Raw genomic sequence first — 16,841 nt, 5'->3', positions numbered from 1 at the left:
GACGTGCCGAGGCGGTTGGCCCCGGCTTCGAGCATGGCCCGGGCGTCGTTGAAATTCTTGATGCCGCCGCTGGCCTTGACGCCGAGCGCGTTGCCCACGGTATTTCGCATCAGGCGCACTGCCGAGGTGGAGGCGCTCCCGGTGCCGAAACCGGTGCAGGTCTTGACGAAGGCCGCCCCGGCTTCCATGCAGAGTTCGCAGGCCCGCACGATTTCCGAATCGGAAAGCAGGCCTGACTCGATGATGACCTTGACGGGCACGCCGCCGGCAGCGGCAACCACGGCCTTGAGGTCCTTGAGCACGGCCTTGTGGTCAGACGCCTTGAGGCAGCCGACGCTCATGACCATGTCCACTTCCGTGGCCCCGAGCTTGATGACCGCTTCGGTCTCCCGGACCTTGCATTCGGTGAGGGTCGCGCCGGTGGGAAATCCGACCACGGAGCAGACGCCCGGCTCCTCGCGCTTGAGCAGCCACGCGGCCAGCTTCACATGGACGGGATTGACGCAGACCGTCTTGAAACCGAAACGCACCGCCTCGGCGCAGAGCTTGTCCACGTCGGCGGCGGTTGCGTCGGCCTTGAGTAATGTATGATCGATGAACTGCGCTGTTTCCAGCGGTCTCTTTATTTCCATTTACCTGTCTCTCGCCTGATATCGTGACAACTGTTTTTCCATTCTGCGGCTCGTAGAGGTGAGCACGTAACAGATGATGAAATACAGCACGGCGATGGTGATGTAAATCTCGGCGGAGGCGTTCATCTCGCGGTTATCCACCTGCACGGCGGTACGGGTCAGCTCGTTCACGCCGATGACGTAGGCCAACGAGGTGTCCTTGGTCAGCGAGACGAACTGGTTCACGAAGGACGGAATCATGTTCCGAAGCGCCTGCGGCAGGATCACGAACATCATGGCCTGCGTCTGGGAGAGTCCGCTGCCGCGCGCGGCTTCGAGCTGGCCGCTCGGCAGGGCCATGACGCCTGCGCGAACGATCTCGGCGATGTAGGCCCCGGTAAAGATTATGAAGGCGATCAGCGAGCTGTAGAATCCGGGGATGTTGTGGCCCAGCATGATCGGCGCGAGAAAGTAGAACCAGAAAATGAGCATCAGCAGCGGAACGCCGCGGATGGTCTCAACGTAGATGATGCTCGGCAGCTTGAGCCAGCGTTTTTTGGAAAGGCGCATCAGCCCGAAGGCCATGCCTATCCAGAAGGCGAAGAATATGCCGAGCACGGCCAGAATGATGCTTGCCAGCAGGCCGCCGACATCGTGAATGAAGGGGAACGTTCCGTCGAACTTGGTCGCTCCCCACAGGAAATAATCGAAATTATCCCAGACAACTTCCCAGTGCATTGCGGCCCCCTAGTATTTCACCTGCAGCATGAAGTGCTTGTTGTACATGTTGATGCAAAGCGACACGACGAGCGAGATGCACAGGTAGACGATCGTGGCAACGGTGAACGCTTCGAAACCTCGGAAGGAGTAGGACTCCACCTGCCTGGCCATGAAGGTCAGCTCGGAAACACCGATAACCATGCACAGCGAGGAGTTCTTGATGAGGTTCAGGGACTGGGAAATAAGCGGCGGGACGACGATTCTGAGCGCCTGCGGCAGAATGACGAACCGATAGGCCTGCATGAAGGAAAGCCCCACGGCGCGGGACGATTCCAGCTGGGTCTTGGGAATCGAAAAGATGCCTGCCCTGATCTCTTCGGCGATGAAGGCCGACGTATAGACCGTGAGGGCGATGACGCCGGAGAAAAACTCGACGTTCAAAAGCAGCCATTCGCCGACGAATTCATGCCCGAACAGCGTGAACGGGCCGGGAACGAACAGGTAGAGTTCGTTGAGCCAGGTCATGATCCCTTCGGGGACGACCAGATAGGCTCCGAAGTACCAGAACAGCACCTGCACCATGAGCGGCGTGTTGCGGAAAAATTCCGTGAAGGCCAGCGCAAACCATTGGAGCGGTCTGAACGGCGTCATGCGCATCACGCAGATCAGGGTGCCGAGGAGCATCGCAAAGAGCAGCGATACGGCGGAAATCTGCAGGGTCGTGACAAACCCTTCGTACAGCCACTCGGCGTATTCGCCGGAGAGGACGACGTCCCATTCGAAAGTATAGTTCAAGGCGCAATCCGTCGGTTAGTGGTTGTGAGAAAGAAGGGAGCGCCGCGCGAGGCGGCGCTCCCCGGATTGTCGAATCAGGACCTACATGGGCCAGATTTCCATCTTCCAGGTGTTGGGCAGGTCGTAGCCCATCCACTTCTTGAAGAGGGTGGCGTAGGTGCCGTCGAGCCACATTTGCTGCAGGGACTTGTTCACGAAGTCGCGGAAAGCGGAGTCGTTCTCGGGAACGCCGAGGCCGTAGGGCTCGAGGGAGAAGAATTCGCCCACGATTTCCCAGTTCTCGGGATTGTCGTCACCGGCCTTGAGACCGGCCAGAATACCGGAGTCGGTGGTGACGGCCTTGACCTTGCCCTGCTTGAGGGCCATGAACGCCTGCGGATACTCGTCGTACGCGATGACGCGGGACTTCGGGTTGGCGTTCTTCATGTTCTTTTCAGAGGTGGAACCCTTGACGGTACCGACCTTCTGGTTGGTCAGGTCGTCGGTGGAGTTGATGCCGGAGCCCTTCTTCACGAGGAGCTTCTGGCCGTCCATGAAGTAGGTGATCGAGAAGTCGATCTTTTCGTCACGGGAGTGCTTGTGGGTCATGGTCGCGGCGAGCATGTCCACGGAACCCTGCGCCAGCATGGGGATGCGGGTGGCGGAGGAGACGACCTTGAACTCGACGGGAACGCCGAGCTTCTTGCCGATTTCCTTGCAGATGTCCACGTCGAAGCCGGTCAGCTCCTTGGTGTCGGGGTCAATGAACCCGAACAGGTTCACGGAGTCCTTGACGCCACAGATGAGCTTGCCGCGTTCCTTGATTTCCTCCAGCTTGCCCGCATTGGCAACGCCGGCGCAGAAAACGAAGGTCAGCATCAGTGCCAGGATGGTAGTCAGCCGTTTCATTGTGCCTCCTCGAAAGGGTTGGTGTTACTCTCCAAAACCGTAACTGTTAAAGGATCTCCTTCAGGAAAGCCTTTGTGCGCTCGTGCTTGGGGTTCTTGAAGAACTCGTCCGGCGGAGCCTGCTCCACCACCACTCCGCCATCCATGAAGATGACGCGATCCGCCACTTCGCGGGCAAAGCCCATTTCGTGGGTGACGCAGAGCATGGTCATGCCTTCGCGGGCGAGGTCCTTCATGACGTTGAGCACTTCGTTGATCATTTCCGGGTCCAGCGCCGAGGTGGGCTCGTCAAAGAGCATGACCTTGGGCTTCATGGCCAGCGCACGGGCGATGGCAACGCGCTGCTGCTGGCCGCCGGAAAGCTCGGCAGGATATTTGTGCGCCTGATCGTGGATGCCCACGCGCTCGAGAAGCGCCAGCGCGACGGTCTCGGCTTCGTCCTTGGGCATGTTGCGCACCTTGAGGGGAGCAAGGGTGACGTTCTTCAGAACCGTCAAATGAGGATAGAGGTTGAACTGCTGGAAGACGATGCCGATCTCGGCGCGCAGTTCGTTGATGTCGACGCTCTTGTCCTGAATATCCTTGCCGTCGAAATTGATGGTACCTTTCTGATAATCTTCGAGACGGTTGATGCAGCGGATAAAGGTACTTTTTCCCGATCCGCTGGGACCACAGATGACGAGCACCTCACCCTTGTCCACGTTCTCGGTGATTCCCTGCAATACGTGGAAATCCCCGTACCATTTCTGAAGATTGTTCACTTCGATCATTGCCATAGGTTTTCTACTCCGAAAAGAATTTCGGCGCAGGGCTCACTGCTCGTGACGGCCCCCGCCGCTTATGACCGGCAAAGGAGCCGGGATGTATCCATGATAGCGCGTATGGTGTGCAATAAAATAGCAAAAAAGTCAAGGCGCACACACCAACAACTCGCAACGAAGACAACCCTTTCCATAATTGTAAGAGCTTCCACTCTGACATAACTCCCATAACCACTTGCTTAAGAGACAGCCCCCGGTTTTTCCCCCGCCAAACGCCCTTTTCGTGCCCTCTGCCGCCATGCCCCGCGTCCCGGATGTCTCCCCCGAACCGCGAGCCTTGATAATTTGAAAGCTCTCATGGATTCCTGCCCCGCTTCATCGTATGGTTGAAGCGTGGAGGACTCTCTGATGTGGGCACGAATGCAGGAAATGGGCATCCGGCGTGAAGCGCCGCTCCCTATGGAGCCGGGAATGACGGTCGAAGGGTATCGCGTCAAGGAAACGCTTAAACCCGTCACCGGTTTTCGCCGCTATACCGCCATGAAGGACTGGCAGGGATACGAGCTTCGCCAGTTCTACGACGTGAACACCGACGCTTCCTGCGCTGGCAAAATCAGGCCCGGCTGGTCCCGATTCCCGATTCACCGTCAATGCTTCACGCCCACGGGGAATGGAGTGGCGGCTTTGCCCTGCCGGACCATCGCCTGCCCTCCCTCGGATCATGGCTTCCCGAGGACCACGGCGTGAGAGTGACCATAGCCGCCTCGCTGGCCGCCCTGCTCGCCGGGCTGCACCGGGCAGGATACGTCCACCACGACCTGCACCCCGGCGCGGTGCTACTCCGCAGGGGAGAACCGGTGCTGCGGCACTTCAGCCGCTGCGCCCTCCGGGGGCATCAGGACCTCTGGCACGCCTTTGCCGGAAACCGCGACCCGTTTTACGCCGCCCCGGAACAAGTGGCCGGGCAACGTGGCACCGCAGCCTCGGACGTATACGCCTTCGGCCTGATTCTCATGCACCTGTTTGAGGAACGCCTGCCGCCCCGCTGGCTGAAGCTCTGCCTGTGCACTCTTCACTGGGGCTGGGATTCGGCCAGAACCGCCTTCACCCCGCGCCGCATGCCGCAGGAGATGGCCGAAATCGTCTCGGCCGCCCTTGCCCAGAACCCGACTGACCGTCCATCCATGGAAGACGTCTGCAAGCGATTTGGCATCCGCCCGCTCCCGACCCCGGCCATTCCGCCTCCCGAGCGGCGCGGCACGGAAAAAGTTCTGGCGCTCATCTCCGCAGACGCCCATGACCGGGCCATTTTCCACCGTGCCTCCGAACTTGGCAGCGCCGGAGCAAGCGTGCTCGTGGTCTCGCTCGTTCCCGTCAACCTCGTTTACGGCGAGCTGGAACTCTTCAAGGTCCGGTTGTTTCGCAAGCTGGCCCGAGGACTCCGCGAGCTTCGCGCAAATGGCGTTGACTGGGGCATCCTGTTTCGGGAGAATGTGGACCCCAACGCGGCCGTGCGCCAGATATGCCAGAGGCTGGAGCCGGACCTCGTGCTCTGCGGCCCGCCCTCCAAACGCGGGGTGGCGCGCGCGTCAACCCTGGAGTGGGCAACGTCATCGCGCAGACGGGATGCGAGGTGGAGCGCCCCTCAAACATGGAAGGATGACCATGCCGAAGCATCAATTCGAAGTGTTCGTGAAGAGCGTTCCCTGCCCGTGCAGCCCCGGCCTTTCGGACAGGGACGCGGAAAAGGTCTACGCTGTTCTGGAAGAAGTGAAGGCCCGGCTTGGCGAGGGCATGACCTACACCGTGCACGCGCTGAACAATCTGGCCGCCTTCAGGGCCAACGAGCAAATGGCCGCCCTGTTGCGGGACGAAGGCCATGACTCCCTGCCCGTCTTTTTCGTGGACGGCGAAATGGTTTCCAAAGGGACGGTTCCCGAGGCAAAGCGCCTTGTGGACGCGGCCCGCTGATCACTTCACCCAGAGGCTTCCGTCAAGAAACGAGTCCAGCGTCTCCTCGTCCGAAACGCCGATGAGGCGATCCACCTCCCCGCCCCTGTGAAAGAGCAGGTAGCTCGGCGTTCCGGAAACCACGTAATGCCGCATCCCCGTTTCAAGATTGCGCTGGGTGTACATGATGCAGCGCACCCGGTCGGCGTATTTTCTGGAAGCAGCCTCCAGAAGACGCACCTGATCAGCCGAATCCATGGTCGGCCTGATGAAGGCAAGCAGCACCAGCTTGTCGCCGGAGCCAACCTCCTCGAACGCTTCAAATGGTTCAACGGTTCTAATCATGCTGGACCTCCGCAGGGCACGATTGGCGAGACATCGCACGCAGAGGCACAATACGTCCCCCGTTTATGGACAGGGAGGCCGTTAGAGCTGTTATAATCTTGACCTGAACATGAAAGGCGATTGATTCAGACCGGTTGCGAGCAAACCATTTTTCATGGACATTCTCACATTATCATTCCGCCAGACCTAATCGCTTCATCTTGCGATACAGCGTGGCCCGATGAACGCCGAGAATGTCCGCAGCACGTGATTTGTTGCCGTCCGCTGCCTCAAGCGCGGCTATGATCTCCTCGCTGTCTGCGGAGCGCCGCCGGAAGACGCTCATGCGGGACTTGGGCACTCCGCCGCGCATGACTTCCAGCGCATCAGGGCGCACGTGCCGCACCGCGATGATGCGCTCCGGGCACAGGATGCAGGCATGCTCCAGCAAATGCTTGAGCTCGCGGATGTTGCCCGGCCAGTCATAGCGCAGAAACAGGTCCATGACCTCCTCGGCCACGCCGTCGAGCTTCTTTTTGAATTCCTGTGAGAACTCCTTGAGAAAGTGGGCGGTCAGCAATGGGATGTCGCCCTCCCGCTCCCGAAGCGGCGGCAGATACACGGGCATGACGTTCAGGCGGTAAAACAGGTCCTCGCGGAATGTGCCCTCGTCGACCTTTCGGCGCAGGTCCACGTTGGTGGCCGCGATAATCCGAACGTCCGCCTTTCGCGTGCTGGATTCCCCCACCCGCTCGTACTCCTTCTGCTCCAGAAAACGCAGCAGCTTGAGCTGGATGATCGGAGATATATCCGCGATTTCGTCGAGAAACAGCGTCCCGCCCTCGGCCGCCTCGATGCGACCGACCTTGTCACGCACCGCGCCGGTGAACGCGCCCTTGACGTGGCCGAAGAGCTCACTCTCCAAAAGGCTCTCGGAAAGCGCGGAGCAGTTCACCTTGACCATGTGGGCCGAAGCACGGGCTCCGCCGTAATGAAGCGCGTCCGCGGCAAGCTCCTTCCCGGTGCCCGACTCGCCGCAGATCAGCACTGTGGCGTCCAGCGGCGCAAGCTGCTCCAGCAGCCGGTAGACGTCCTGCATCACCCGGCTTTTGCCCACGATCCCACGGAAGCCGTGGCGTTCCTGCAGACGTTTCTCAAGGTCGGCAATGCGTGAAATGTCCTTGACGACAAGCACGGCGCCGCTGAAATTGTGCTGCTCGTCCAAAAGCGGGGAGCAGCTCAACTCGACCATGCGCTCACCCGTCGAAAGGGTAAGCTCCGCCTGAAACCCGCGCACGGTCCGGCGGGTTCTGAGCACCTGCTTCAGGACGCTCAGGCAGGGATTGGGTTCGCTGGACATGAGCTCCTCAAGCGCCCTGCCCCGCGAATCGCCGGGCGCAAGCTCGCAGATTTGCTGTGCTGCGCTGTTGGTGGCGATGACCCGCATGTTCGCATCCACCGTAATGATGGCGTCCGGGATGCTGCGGAAGGCTGCTTCGAGGTTCAGGCGAAAACGCTCCTTTTCCTCGTTGGCTTCGCGCAGGGCCTTTGCCGCGAGGCGGCTCTCGGTAATGTCGCGTCCCACGGCCTGAAACTCGCGCAGCTCGCCGCGATGGTCGAAAATGGCCCGGTTCATCCAGTGCACCCAGTGCGTTTTGCCGTCCGCGCCCTCGTTGCGCTGTTCAAGCTCGATTGAGGGCTTGGCCGGGGAGACGTTCTCGATCCACTCGGCCAACGTCCGCCGCGCCCACTCGTCCGCGATGCGGGACATGAAATTCACGCCCACCAGCGAGTCCTCGCTGTATCCGAAAAATCTCGCATAGGCCCTGTTTACGAAGGTCAGTACCCCGTCTGGCCTATAACGGCAGATGAGCTCGGTCTGGTCCTCGACCACGGCGCGGTAAAGGCGCGCCCCTTCGCGCAGGGCATCCTCAACGACCTTCCGGCTGGTGATGTCACGCACGAACACGGTCGCCATCTGCTCCCCGCTGACCGCAAAGGGACTCAGCGTTGCTTCAGCCGGAAAAACGTCCCCGTCCTTGCGCCTGTGCTTGCGAACGGGCATCCGGCCCGCCTCGGCCGCGAGCACCTCCGTCCCCCTGTCGGGTTCGGCGGCAAGATCGCGGATATAGTTGAGCGTTTCCATCTCTTCGGCGGTATAGCCAAACAGCCGCCGCGCGGCGCGGTTGCAGTCCAGCACGTCGCCGCTGGCGCGGTTGACGATAAGCACTGCGTCGCGCCCGGCCTCAAAGACGCTTCGATACCGCTGCTCATTTTCGATGAGTTCCTGCTGCGTACGGTGCAGGGAGGTCACGTTGCGGGCAAGCGCCACCATGCCCACCAGCCTGCCGTCCTGCCGGACGGGGGTGACGTAGGTTTCCACCTCGCTGCCGCCCCGGCGGTGCAGGATGCGTTCGGAGTCGCTGCCCGAAACGATGGACTCCATGGCCTGTTCGCAGAGACTTCTGAACGGGTCGCGGACAATATCCACGAAGCGGCTGTTGCGTATGCTTTCGTAGTCGGCTCCAATGACCTGAACCCCGGCCTCATTGACTTCAAGGATACGGCCTTCGGCGTCCAGAAGCGCGGCTGGTTCGTCATAACTTTCAAGGATGGAGCGAAGATATGAATTGACGCGACGACTCTCGTCGAGCACCTGCAGGCCGTTGACCACATTCTCCCGCGAGCGAAGGGCCAGACTCACCACCTCCATGACCCGGTGCATGACCAGCGGCTTGCGCAAAAAAGCGAACGCGCCGGGACAGGCTTCGGCCAGCGCGTCATCCATGCACTCCTCGGCAGCCATGACGGCAAAAGGCCTCTCCAGACCGCCGCACTTGAATTCGCGAAGCATGACGCCGATCGCCCGAGGATCGCCATCAGACCCCGCAAGAACCATGTGCGGCGAAAATGGCGAGAAAACGCGCTTTGCGGACTCTACGTCGACAACGCCCATGGTTTCGTTCCCTGCGGCGGAGAGTGCGTCGCACAACGATTCTCGAATTTGGGCGTCTGGCTCGACAACCAGAATTTTCCCCTGCACGGCCACTCCTTCTGGATGATTGCTCGATGATTCTCCATGCCATGTTCGGCAAAGCTGTTCAAGCGTACGCAAGATTCTCATGTCCCGCGAGCATGCGCGGACTTATTTCTATAGCATGAGAAACTTTCTACATTTGGAGGACTCCCATGACACAGTACAGCGAAACAGACCTTCCTGTTGACGTCCATCACGGAGAGATTCTGACGCTCGAAGATTCGACCACGGTCAGGTTCGAATCCAACGGCGAAGCAAGGACGTCATGGTCAATGACTCCTTTGCACCGGCAGTCACGTTGTTCCCGGGCAACGAGTTCGTGCTCGACACATCGCAGGGGCAGTACAAGCTGACCTGCACATTCGAGGACAGCATGCACATCGAAAAGATGTAGCAACGTGTTTCGAGGACGGTTAATACCGTCCTCCACCGTTATTTTTTCCTCCCCCGGAAACGCAGGGTGTGGACATGGAACTTCTTTTTATCGTATTCATGATCAGGGAGGAAACACTGTGATGGCCAAAATACTGATAGCAGAAGACGACAGGATTTCACAAAAGCTTGCGGTGAAGATTGTCGAGGAGATGGGACATCAGGCCTACGTCAGCCCGCACGGCAAGCACGCGTACGAAGCGCTCATGGCGAGCAACGACTTCGACATGCTCATGACCGACATCATGATGCCGGAGATGGATGGTCGGCAGTTGATCCAGACCCTGAGGGGCGACCAGCAGTTCGCGAATTTCCCAATCATCATCATGTCGGCGGTGGTCGGGGTCAGTGAAATATCCAACCTGCTCAAGCTTGGCGCCACGCTCTTTCTGGCAAAACCTCTGGATCGAAAAGAGATTCAGGAGTATATAGAGCGCTGCCTGGCCTGTTAGTAAACGATTCTGCCATGTCTCGCATCGGACTTGCCGCGGAATGCATAATACTGTTTGCGGTCCTGCCGGGAGCTTATGCTCTCGGGGAATTGGCGGCCCCCAAAATTATCGTTTTGGGGGCCGTAACGCTTTTCTGCATCGCCATGCTTGTGCGTGGAGGCATCCGCTGGAAGGAGGAGTTTCGCTTCTCTGGCCTTCGGCGCTTCACCCCGCTGCTCGTGGCCCGACTGGGACTTGTGGCCGCAGGATCCCTCTGTCTGACAATGCTCATCGTCCCGGACCACCTCTTCGCCTTCCCGTCCGAAAGACCGAAGCTCTGGCTGGCGGTCAGCATCCTCTATCCCTTTCTTTCGGCGCTCCCGCAGGAGATCATCTACCGCAGCTTCTTCCACCGCAGATACGCACCGCTTTTTGGCGACGGGTACGGGCTGCTGCTGGCCAGCGCGGCGGCGTTCGCTCTGCTGCATGTGGTGTACGGCAACCTGCCGGCGGTGGTCCTCTCATTCGGCGGGGGCATTCTGCTGGCGAGCACCTACGAACACAGGCGGTCACTGGCCGCAGCGTGGGTTGAGCACGCTGGCTACGGGGTAATCATCTTCACGGTGGGGCTGGGGAGATTCTTCTATTCGGGTTGAGCCCCGACGGACAGATAGGGTTTGCCCGAGCGGTAAAGCTCCAGTCTGGCGCGGAAGCCTTCAAGCCGTTTCCCGTCGAGGCTGCCGGAAGCCTTTTCCAAGGCATCTTCCTGCATTTCAACCGCCTCTTCGAAATCCCCCCTGCTGGCCAGCGCCGCAGCGAGCGTGTCCATGACCAGAGGATTGTCCGGCGAGAGGTTCAGGGCGCTTCTGGCGTACAGCACGGCTCTTTCGGGGTTGCGAAGCTCCGGATCGGGGCAGACAGCGTAACCCCAGGCGGCCTGATTGAGCACCTTCCAGTTGCGCGGGTTGATGAGCAGGGCCTTGTTCAGGTCGGCCAGCCACTCGTCATAGTGCCCCAGCCGCCTGCGGATGTCCGCCCGCTCCATAAGCACTTCCACGAAACCGGGGCGCTGCTCCAGAGAAAGATCAAAGGCCTTGAGCGCGCTGTATTCACGGTCCAGCCTACGGAAGACCCGCCCCAGCTCGGCTGCGGCGTCCGCACTGGTCCCGGCCACCTGCGCCAGATGCACCATGGCCCGCTCGTCCATTCCCTTTCGCACGTACACCCTGCCCAGCGTCTCATGAACGGCGGCACTGTCGGCCCCAAGCGCAATCGAACGCTCAAGGTCCTTCATGGCCCCGTCCACGTTGCCAAGCGAATTCCTGTACGCGCCGCGCATGGCAAACGCTTCGGCGTCGTTCGGGACAGACGCAAGATACACGTCCAGATCGGTCACGGCCCCTTCCACATCGCCGGTTGCGGCACGCAGCCGGGCACGCAGCTTTCTGGCGCGGGCAAAGTCCGGCGCGTCCTTCACGATGGCATCAATGGCGGCCGTTGCTTCCTGCTGCTGCCCGGTGGACAGCAGCACGCCGGCAAGCTCAAGTCGATATTGGGGATTGCCGGGACGCAGCTCCAGCGCGCGTTCATAGGACTTGCGCGCCTCCTGCGGCCGCTTCAGGGCCATGAGGCAGCGTCCCCGGGCCATATGCGCGTCCGGAAGATCGTTTCGCAGCGCGGCCATGGTGTTGGCGTCATGCAACGCCTCTTCATACCGGCCAAGGGAGAACAGCAGCTTGCCCCGGGCCTGCAGCGGCTCCAACGCAACAGGGTTGCGCTCGATGGTCCGGGCGTACAAGGCAAGCGCCTCGTCCACGCGACCCATGGCTTCAAGGGCCAGCCCCTTGCCGATAACCACCGGCATCTGCTGTGCCCCGAGTCGCTCGGCCTCACCATACTCCTCAAGGGCCTCGGCGATCCGGCCGTTCATGCGCAAAAAATCTGCGCGCAGAAGACGACCCTGCGCCCAGTCCGGGGCGACCTCCACTGCGGCCTTGAAATCTTCGGCAGCTTCAGCTTTCCTGCCGAGCATGGCGCGACAATACCCGCGATTGGCAAGGGCGGTGGCCTGATCCGGCTGTTGGGCGAGCACACGGTCGAACTGCAACTCGGCCTCGTGAAACTCGCCGTTGGCCATGAACGCGGCCCCGAGGCGGGAATGCACGGCCATATTGTTGGGGGAGCGCGCCGCAGCGCGTTTGAAATCCAGCAGGGCTTCCTTGCGCCTGCCCTGCCGCATGCGGATGGTACCGCGCGTCAGGTAGGCGTTCACGGAATCGGCGTTGAGGCGAATGGCGGTGTCGAGCGCCTTGAGCGCACCCTCAAGGTCGCCCGCGTTCAGCCTGCCGTTGGCGACGCCCTCGTGGGCGCGAGGCGAGTCGGGCCGAAGGGAGGCGGCGCGTTCGTAAGCTTCCAGAGCTTCTTCCGCCCTGCCCGCCGCTTCCAGCGACGTGGCCAGCGTGATGGCAAAGGCGAAGCGGTCGGGACCGAGCTCTGCCGCCGCCTTGAGGTCTTCGATGGCCTCGTCGCGCTTGCCGAGCCGTTGCAGGGCAAGGGCGCGGTTGTAGCGGTATTCGGCCCTCGCCGGGTCCGCATTGATCGCCCTTCCGAACTCCCGCACGGCCTTGTGAAACTGGCCGGTACGCACGTACTCGTTGCCCTGCGCATAGTGGCGCATGCCCTCCTGCGAAGAGGCCATGGCGGGCACGGCCGTCAGCACGCAGAGGGCGAATATGATCGCTCTGAGAAATTGCATTACAGGGGTACCCTAACGACGACTGTCGTCCGGGTCCACGTAAAGATAGCGTTTGATCTTGTGCGTCGGGGTCTTGTCGAACGGCTCCACCTGCTCGATGATGCGGGAGACCTTGCAGAAGTTGGAGACGTTGGCGTTGACCTGCTTGAGGATGCCCGACAAAACCTCGTCCAGCTTCAGGCGCGCCTTGGACTCGGTCATCTTCTGGGTGCCGTACTTGGCGTCCAGCGCGTCGTCGTCCAGATGAACGCGGGCGCAGAGCTTGCCGTCCTGCCGGAAAACAAGCGACTCAAGAACATACTCACAGTCGTTGAAGTGCGCCTCGATCTCCTCGGGGTAGATGTTCTCCCCGCTGGGACCGATGATGACGTTCTTCAGGCGGCCGCGAATGAACAGGTAGCCATCCTCGTCGATGTAGCCGAGATCGCCGGTATGCAGCCAGCCGTCTTCTGTGAGCACTTCTTCCGTGACCTTGGGGGCCTTGTAGTAGCCCGTCATCACGTTGGGGCCCTTGACCAGGATCTCGCCCTCGCCCGTTTCCGGGTCCGGGTTGTCGATGAAGATTTCCACCTCGGGGATGGGCTTTCCCGCCGCGCGGAACCGGGTGTCTTCGGGCTTGCTGCCCGAGACCAGCGGCGAAGTCTCGGTCATGCCGTAGCCGATGGCGTAGGGGACCTCGGCATTGCGCAGGAACCGCTCCACCTCGGGAGCCAGAAACGCGCCGCCGATGGGGATGCATTTGATGTTGCCGCCAAAGGATTCCATGAGCTTCTTGCCCGCGATCTGCTGCAGCTTTTTCTTGCCCGCCCCGAACTTCATGAGGTTTCGGCCAATGGCATTACCGGAAATCTTGGGCAGGATGCGGTTGCGGTAAATTTTCTCGATGACCAGCGGCACGAGCAGAAGGTACGTGGGCTTGATCTTCTGCATGGCCGGAAGGAGTGTCCTCGGCGTGGGCGGGCGCTGGAGATAATAGACGGACGCGCCCCGGATGATGGGCAGCATCAGGCCGAGAGTGCATTCATACGTGTGCGAGAGCGGCAGCACCGAGAGAAGACTGTCCTCTTCGGTGACGTTCACGATCTCGGCGGTGGATTCGGCATCGAAAACAATGTTGCGGTGCGTGAGCATCACGCCCTTGGAGTGGCCGGTGGTGCCGGAGGTGTAGAGGATGACCGCGAGGCTGTCCGGGGTGATGTCCGAGGAGCCGCGATCGAAATACTGCATGACCTTCTCGCGGGTGCGCTCGTACCATGCGCGGGCCTGCGTCATGGCCTCGCGATAGTTGGTCTTGAGCGAACCTTCGTCCGCGAGCATGGAGAGGTCGTCGAGCACGATGCGGGTATGAAGCGTATCCTCGTCGAACTCCTCCACCTTGTCGAAATACCGCTTGGAACAGAAGACCACCTGTGCTTCCGAGTGGCGCAGGATGTGGTGTACCGCGCTGACGTGGAATTCCTGAAGGATGGGGACGGCCACCGCGCCCATGCAGGTCACGGCAAAGTAAGCCACGCCCCAGTGCGGCATATTTTCGCCGATGATGGCGACCTTGTCGCCGGGGCCGATGCCGCGACTCTGCAACAGCAGGGACACGTCACGGACCATCTCGTAGAATTTGGCGTAGGTCAGCGGCTCGCCGTCCACAAAGGACAGGGCGTTGCGCTCGGGAAACAGCTCCGCGCTGCGTTCCAGCGCGTGCTTCAGGGTTTGGACTTCCAGTCGTTTCAAGGCGGGCCTCCTCGGAGATTAGTGCGGCCTCGGCTCGACCGCGCGGGGAACCTTAAACGCGCCCGGAAATCCGGTCAAGTGCAGGATTACGACCCGGTTTCACCGTCAAGGGCCGCGTTTACGGCCGCCAGCGCATGAATTTCGGTGGTATCGAAGCACGGCAGCGAAACATCTTGGGCACCTACGAGCATGCCGATTTCCGTGCAGCCGAGGATAACGCCCTGTGCGCCCCGCTCTCGCATATTCTCGATGATGCGGACATACTCGTTTCGCGAGGCGTCGCGAACGGTCCCGAGGCAGAGTTCCTCAAAGATGACCCGGTGCACGAGATCAAGGTCGTCGCCCTCGGGCAGGACCACCTCCAGCCCCTGCTCTTCCAAACGTCCGCGGTAGAACTCCTCCACCATGGTGGGCCGGGTGCCGAGCAATCCGACACGACCGATGCCCTCACCCTTCACCGCGCTTGCCGTGGCGTCGGCAATGTGCAGCAGCGGGATGGATATGGCCGCCGAAACCTGCGGGGCCAGCCGGTGCATGGTGTTGGTGCAGATGAGCAGCATTTCCGCCCCGGCCGCCTCCACACGGCGTCCGGCACCGGCAAGCGCTTCGGCAAGCCCGTCCCAGTCGCCAGCAGAGAGCATAGGCTCTATTTCGCCGAAGTCCACGCTCACCAGCGCCACCTTTGCGGAATGCAGCCCGCCAAGACGCTCGCGCACGGTCTCGTTCAGGATTCTGTAATAATGGCGGGTGGATTCCCAACTCATGCCGCCGATGAGGCCGATGGTCTTCATTTATCCTCCAAGAAAATAGCGCCCTGCGGCAACAAGGCCCATGCCCAGCGCCACGGTTCCGAAAAAGCTGCGGGTCTTGATGGCCAGCGCAAACGCCGGGATGGCGGCCCACAGGAACAGGTTGTCCATGCCGAAGTCGAAGGAACCCTCACGCAGGACCAGCGCCGGGGCCAGCATGGCAGAGAGAACGGCCACGGCACGTAGGAGAGCCAGCGCATGACCGGCTCCGGGATGCCTCGCGCCGCGAGCGCCAGCATGGGCGCGGCCCGAGGCACGTAGGTGACGACCGCCATGCCGACAATGGTGAGAAAGACTATTTTCTGGTCCATGTTTCCACTCCCGCGCCAAAGGTTGCGCCGATGACCGTTGCCATGATGACACTCCATTGATCCAGCCCGGCCTGCACCAGTGCGATGGCGACCAGCCCGGTAAAGCCTGCCGTGAGCCACTTGAGGCCGTTCTCCGCCTGCATGGCGAGCAGGCCGATGAACATGGCCGGGAGCGCGTAGTCAAGCGCCAGCGGCTCCACGTCCGGAACACCGCTCCCTGCCAGCGCCCCGGCCCACGAGGAAAGCACCCACACGGTCTGGGCCATGGCATTGATGAGAAATGTCTGCCGCATGTCGCGGTCGCCCCTGCCGAAGCGCATGGAATGCAGGGCAAAGGTCTCGTCGGTCAGCTCATAGCAGAAGGCTGCCATGCGAAACGGCCCCCACTTGCGGAGGTGCGGCGTCATGGCGGCGGACATGAGCAGGTGGCGCAGGTTGACCACAAAGGTTGTCAGCACGATGCTGAGCGGCGGCATCCCGGCGGCGAACATGCCCACCGCGATGAGCTGCGCGCTGCCCGCGTAGACAAGCACGGACATGAGCACCGTGTTCACGAGGCTCAGCCCCGCCTTCTGGGCCAGCACGCCAAAGGCCATGCCCACGGGAATATACCCCATGGCGAGCGGCGCGATCTTTCTGGCTGCCTGAAACACTGCTTCTCTCCCCTGCACGCTTTGTGCGGCGTTTCCGTCCACGTCTCCTCCGCTGGCTACAGTACCCGACGGACAGCATCCGTCAATTCTTGTTCATCCTGCCCGCAAAGCTAGCGCACCTCGCTGTCTTCAAAACAGATACAGTTCACCGAAATTTGAACCATGACAGTTTGTCCTTAACCTTAAAAAAAACATTCCTGCACCACGGAAACAAAAGGACACGTCTTGAGCCGGACTTCCGCACAAAACCGTTCGGCCATGCTGCAAAGCAAGGCATTACGCCCTTTGGAGTCGCACCTGCATTGCAAAGTGACAGAAGCGGTGCTACCAGAACAGATATGTTTTTCCTGAACCAGGATCGGAACAGTTTGTGAGGCAGAGATGAACGAATACCGCTATCAGGCCGTGGAACAGCGCATCATGGACATGATCGACAACGGCACGCTGGGGCTGGGGGACAGGCTTCCTTCGCTCCGAAAGCTCGGCCGGGACATGGGCGTGAGCATCTCCACGGCGACGCAGGCCTACACGGAACTGGAACGCAAAGGCGTGGTGGAAGCCGCCCGAGGTCCGGATACTTCGTACGACACACCAAACGCCGCTTCCCGGCCCCGCAGGCCGAGCCGCGACCCGCGCA

At 61.0% G+C, this 16,841-nt stretch carries 17 protein-coding genes and 2 pseudogenes; 7 read left to right on the top strand and 12 right to left on the bottom strand.

Annotated elements, in window-relative coordinates; all coding sequences use genetic code 11:
* From deoC to JCM12178_RS13790, 5 genes are all read right to left on the bottom strand, one after another.
* Positions 1-632, bottom strand: a 632-nt coding sequence (gene deoC, locus JCM12178_RS13810; protein WP_054652144.1) for a deoxyribose-phosphate aldolase, incomplete at its 3' end; no start/stop codon positions are given.
* On the bottom strand, positions 633-1,349 hold the full coding sequence (locus JCM12178_RS13805) for an amino acid ABC transporter permease (RefSeq protein WP_054652142.1): 717 nt from the start codon (positions 1,347-1,349) through the stop codon (positions 633-635). It abuts the gene before it with no gap.
* Positions 1,350-1,358: 9 nt separating this feature from the next.
* A complete protein-coding gene (locus JCM12178_RS13800; protein WP_054652140.1) occupies positions 1,359-2,126 on the bottom strand; it encodes an amino acid ABC transporter permease in 768 nt (255 codons plus the stop codon).
* Positions 2,127-2,207: 81 nt separating this feature from the next.
* The gene (locus JCM12178_RS13795; protein ID WP_054652138.1) at positions 2,208-3,014 is read right to left on the bottom strand and encodes an ABC transporter substrate-binding protein; all 807 of its coding nucleotides are present in this window, start codon (positions 3,012-3,014) and stop codon (positions 2,208-2,210) included.
* Between the two features lie 46 nt (positions 3,015-3,060).
* Positions 3,061-3,789 (bottom strand): amino acid ABC transporter ATP-binding protein, encoded by a 729-nt coding sequence (locus tag JCM12178_RS13790; RefSeq protein ID WP_054652136.1) that lies wholly within the window; start codon positions 3,787-3,789, stop codon positions 3,061-3,063.
* Between the two features lie 393 nt (positions 3,790-4,182).
* Between JCM12178_RS13790 and JCM12178_RS18775 the strand changes: the two genes are divergently transcribed.
* The 3 genes and pseudogenes from JCM12178_RS18775 to JCM12178_RS21040 all read left to right on the top strand — a co-directional run bounded on the left by JCM12178_RS18775 (position 4,183) and on the right by JCM12178_RS21040 (position 5,745).
* A complete protein-coding gene (locus JCM12178_RS18775) occupies positions 4,183-4,521 on the top strand; it encodes a hypothetical protein (RefSeq protein ID WP_054652134.1) in 339 nt (112 codons plus the stop codon).
* A pseudogene (locus JCM12178_RS19930) lies at positions 4,425-4,967 on the top strand (protein kinase domain-containing protein); the annotation flags it as partial. The gene JCM12178_RS18775 and the pseudogene JCM12178_RS19930, both read left to right, overlap by 97 nt.
* Before the next feature lie 103 nt (positions 4,968-5,070).
* On the top strand, positions 5,071-5,745 hold the full coding sequence (locus JCM12178_RS21040; RefSeq protein ID WP_369404527.1) for an arsenic metallochaperone ArsD family protein: 675 nt from the start codon (positions 5,071-5,073) through the stop codon (positions 5,743-5,745).
* Here JCM12178_RS21040 and JCM12178_RS13770 read toward each other — a convergent pair whose 3' ends face one another.
* Both JCM12178_RS13770 and JCM12178_RS17925 read right to left on the bottom strand, forming a co-directional pair.
* The gene (locus JCM12178_RS13770; protein ID WP_054652128.1) at positions 5,746-6,069 is read right to left on the bottom strand and encodes a YbbN family protein; all 324 of its coding nucleotides are present in this window, start codon (positions 6,067-6,069) and stop codon (positions 5,746-5,748) included. It abuts the gene before it with no gap.
* A gap of 172 nt (positions 6,070-6,241) precedes the next feature.
* The gene (locus tag JCM12178_RS17925; protein ID WP_245628787.1) at positions 6,242-9,091 is read right to left on the bottom strand and encodes a sigma 54-interacting transcriptional regulator; all 2,850 of its coding nucleotides are present in this window, start codon (positions 9,089-9,091) and stop codon (positions 6,242-6,244) included.
* A gap of 259 nt (positions 9,092-9,350) precedes the next feature.
* Here JCM12178_RS17925 and JCM12178_RS20510 point away from each other — a divergent pair, with 259 nt between their 5' ends.
* The 3 genes from JCM12178_RS20510 to JCM12178_RS13750 all read left to right on the top strand — a co-directional run bounded on the left by JCM12178_RS20510 (position 9,351) and on the right by JCM12178_RS13750 (position 10,604).
* Positions 9,351-9,479 carry a hypothetical protein gene (locus tag JCM12178_RS20510; RefSeq protein WP_284690220.1) on the top strand — a complete coding sequence of 43 codons (129 nt, stop codon included), beginning with the start codon at positions 9,351-9,353 and terminating at the stop codon, positions 9,477-9,479.
* A 121-nt stretch (positions 9,480-9,600) separates the two neighbouring features.
* On the top strand, positions 9,601-9,969 hold the full coding sequence (locus JCM12178_RS13755; protein ID WP_054652126.1) for a response regulator: 369 nt from the start codon (positions 9,601-9,603) through the stop codon (positions 9,967-9,969).
* A gap of 14 nt (positions 9,970-9,983) precedes the next feature.
* The gene (locus JCM12178_RS13750; RefSeq protein WP_054652124.1) at positions 9,984-10,604 is read left to right on the top strand and encodes a CPBP family glutamic-type intramembrane protease; all 621 of its coding nucleotides are present in this window, start codon (positions 9,984-9,986) and stop codon (positions 10,602-10,604) included.
* Here the strand turns inward: JCM12178_RS13750 and JCM12178_RS13745 are convergent.
* From JCM12178_RS13745 to JCM12178_RS13725, 5 genes and pseudogenes are all read right to left on the bottom strand, one after another.
* Positions 10,592-12,703 (bottom strand): tetratricopeptide repeat protein, encoded by a 2,112-nt coding sequence (locus JCM12178_RS13745; RefSeq protein ID WP_054652122.1) that lies wholly within the window; start codon positions 12,701-12,703, stop codon positions 10,592-10,594. The genes JCM12178_RS13750 and JCM12178_RS13745 overlap by 13 nt on opposite strands.
* 12 nt (positions 12,704-12,715) lie before the next feature.
* Positions 12,716-14,431, bottom strand: a complete 1,716-nt coding sequence (locus tag JCM12178_RS13740) for an AMP-binding protein (RefSeq protein ID WP_054652120.1) — start codon at positions 14,429-14,431, stop codon at positions 12,716-12,718.
* An 86-nt stretch (positions 14,432-14,517) separates the two neighbouring features.
* Positions 14,518-15,222: an aspartate/glutamate racemase family protein gene (locus JCM12178_RS13735; RefSeq protein ID WP_054652118.1), complete on the bottom strand. Its 705-nt coding sequence runs from the start codon at positions 15,220-15,222 to the stop codon at positions 14,518-14,520.
* Positions 15,223-15,551, bottom strand: a pseudogene (locus tag JCM12178_RS13730) (AzlD domain-containing protein).
* A complete protein-coding gene (locus JCM12178_RS13725) occupies positions 15,536-16,246 on the bottom strand; it encodes an AzlC family ABC transporter permease (protein WP_054652116.1) in 711 nt (236 codons plus the stop codon). The pseudogene JCM12178_RS13730 and the gene JCM12178_RS13725 overlap by 16 nt, the downstream one beginning before the upstream one ends.
* Before the next feature lie 339 nt (positions 16,247-16,585).
* Here JCM12178_RS13725 and JCM12178_RS13720 point away from each other — a divergent pair.
* Positions 16,586-16,841 (top strand): GntR family transcriptional regulator (locus JCM12178_RS13720; RefSeq protein ID WP_054652114.1); only part of this gene is annotated, 256 nt, incomplete at its 3' end.

Source organism: Salidesulfovibrio brasiliensis JCM 12178, assembly GCF_001311825.1.
GTDB lineage: Bacteria > Desulfobacterota > Desulfovibrionia > Desulfovibrionales > Desulfovibrionaceae > Pseudodesulfovibrio > Pseudodesulfovibrio brasiliensis.
This window is presented reverse-complemented; position numbering and strand designations above follow the sequence as displayed.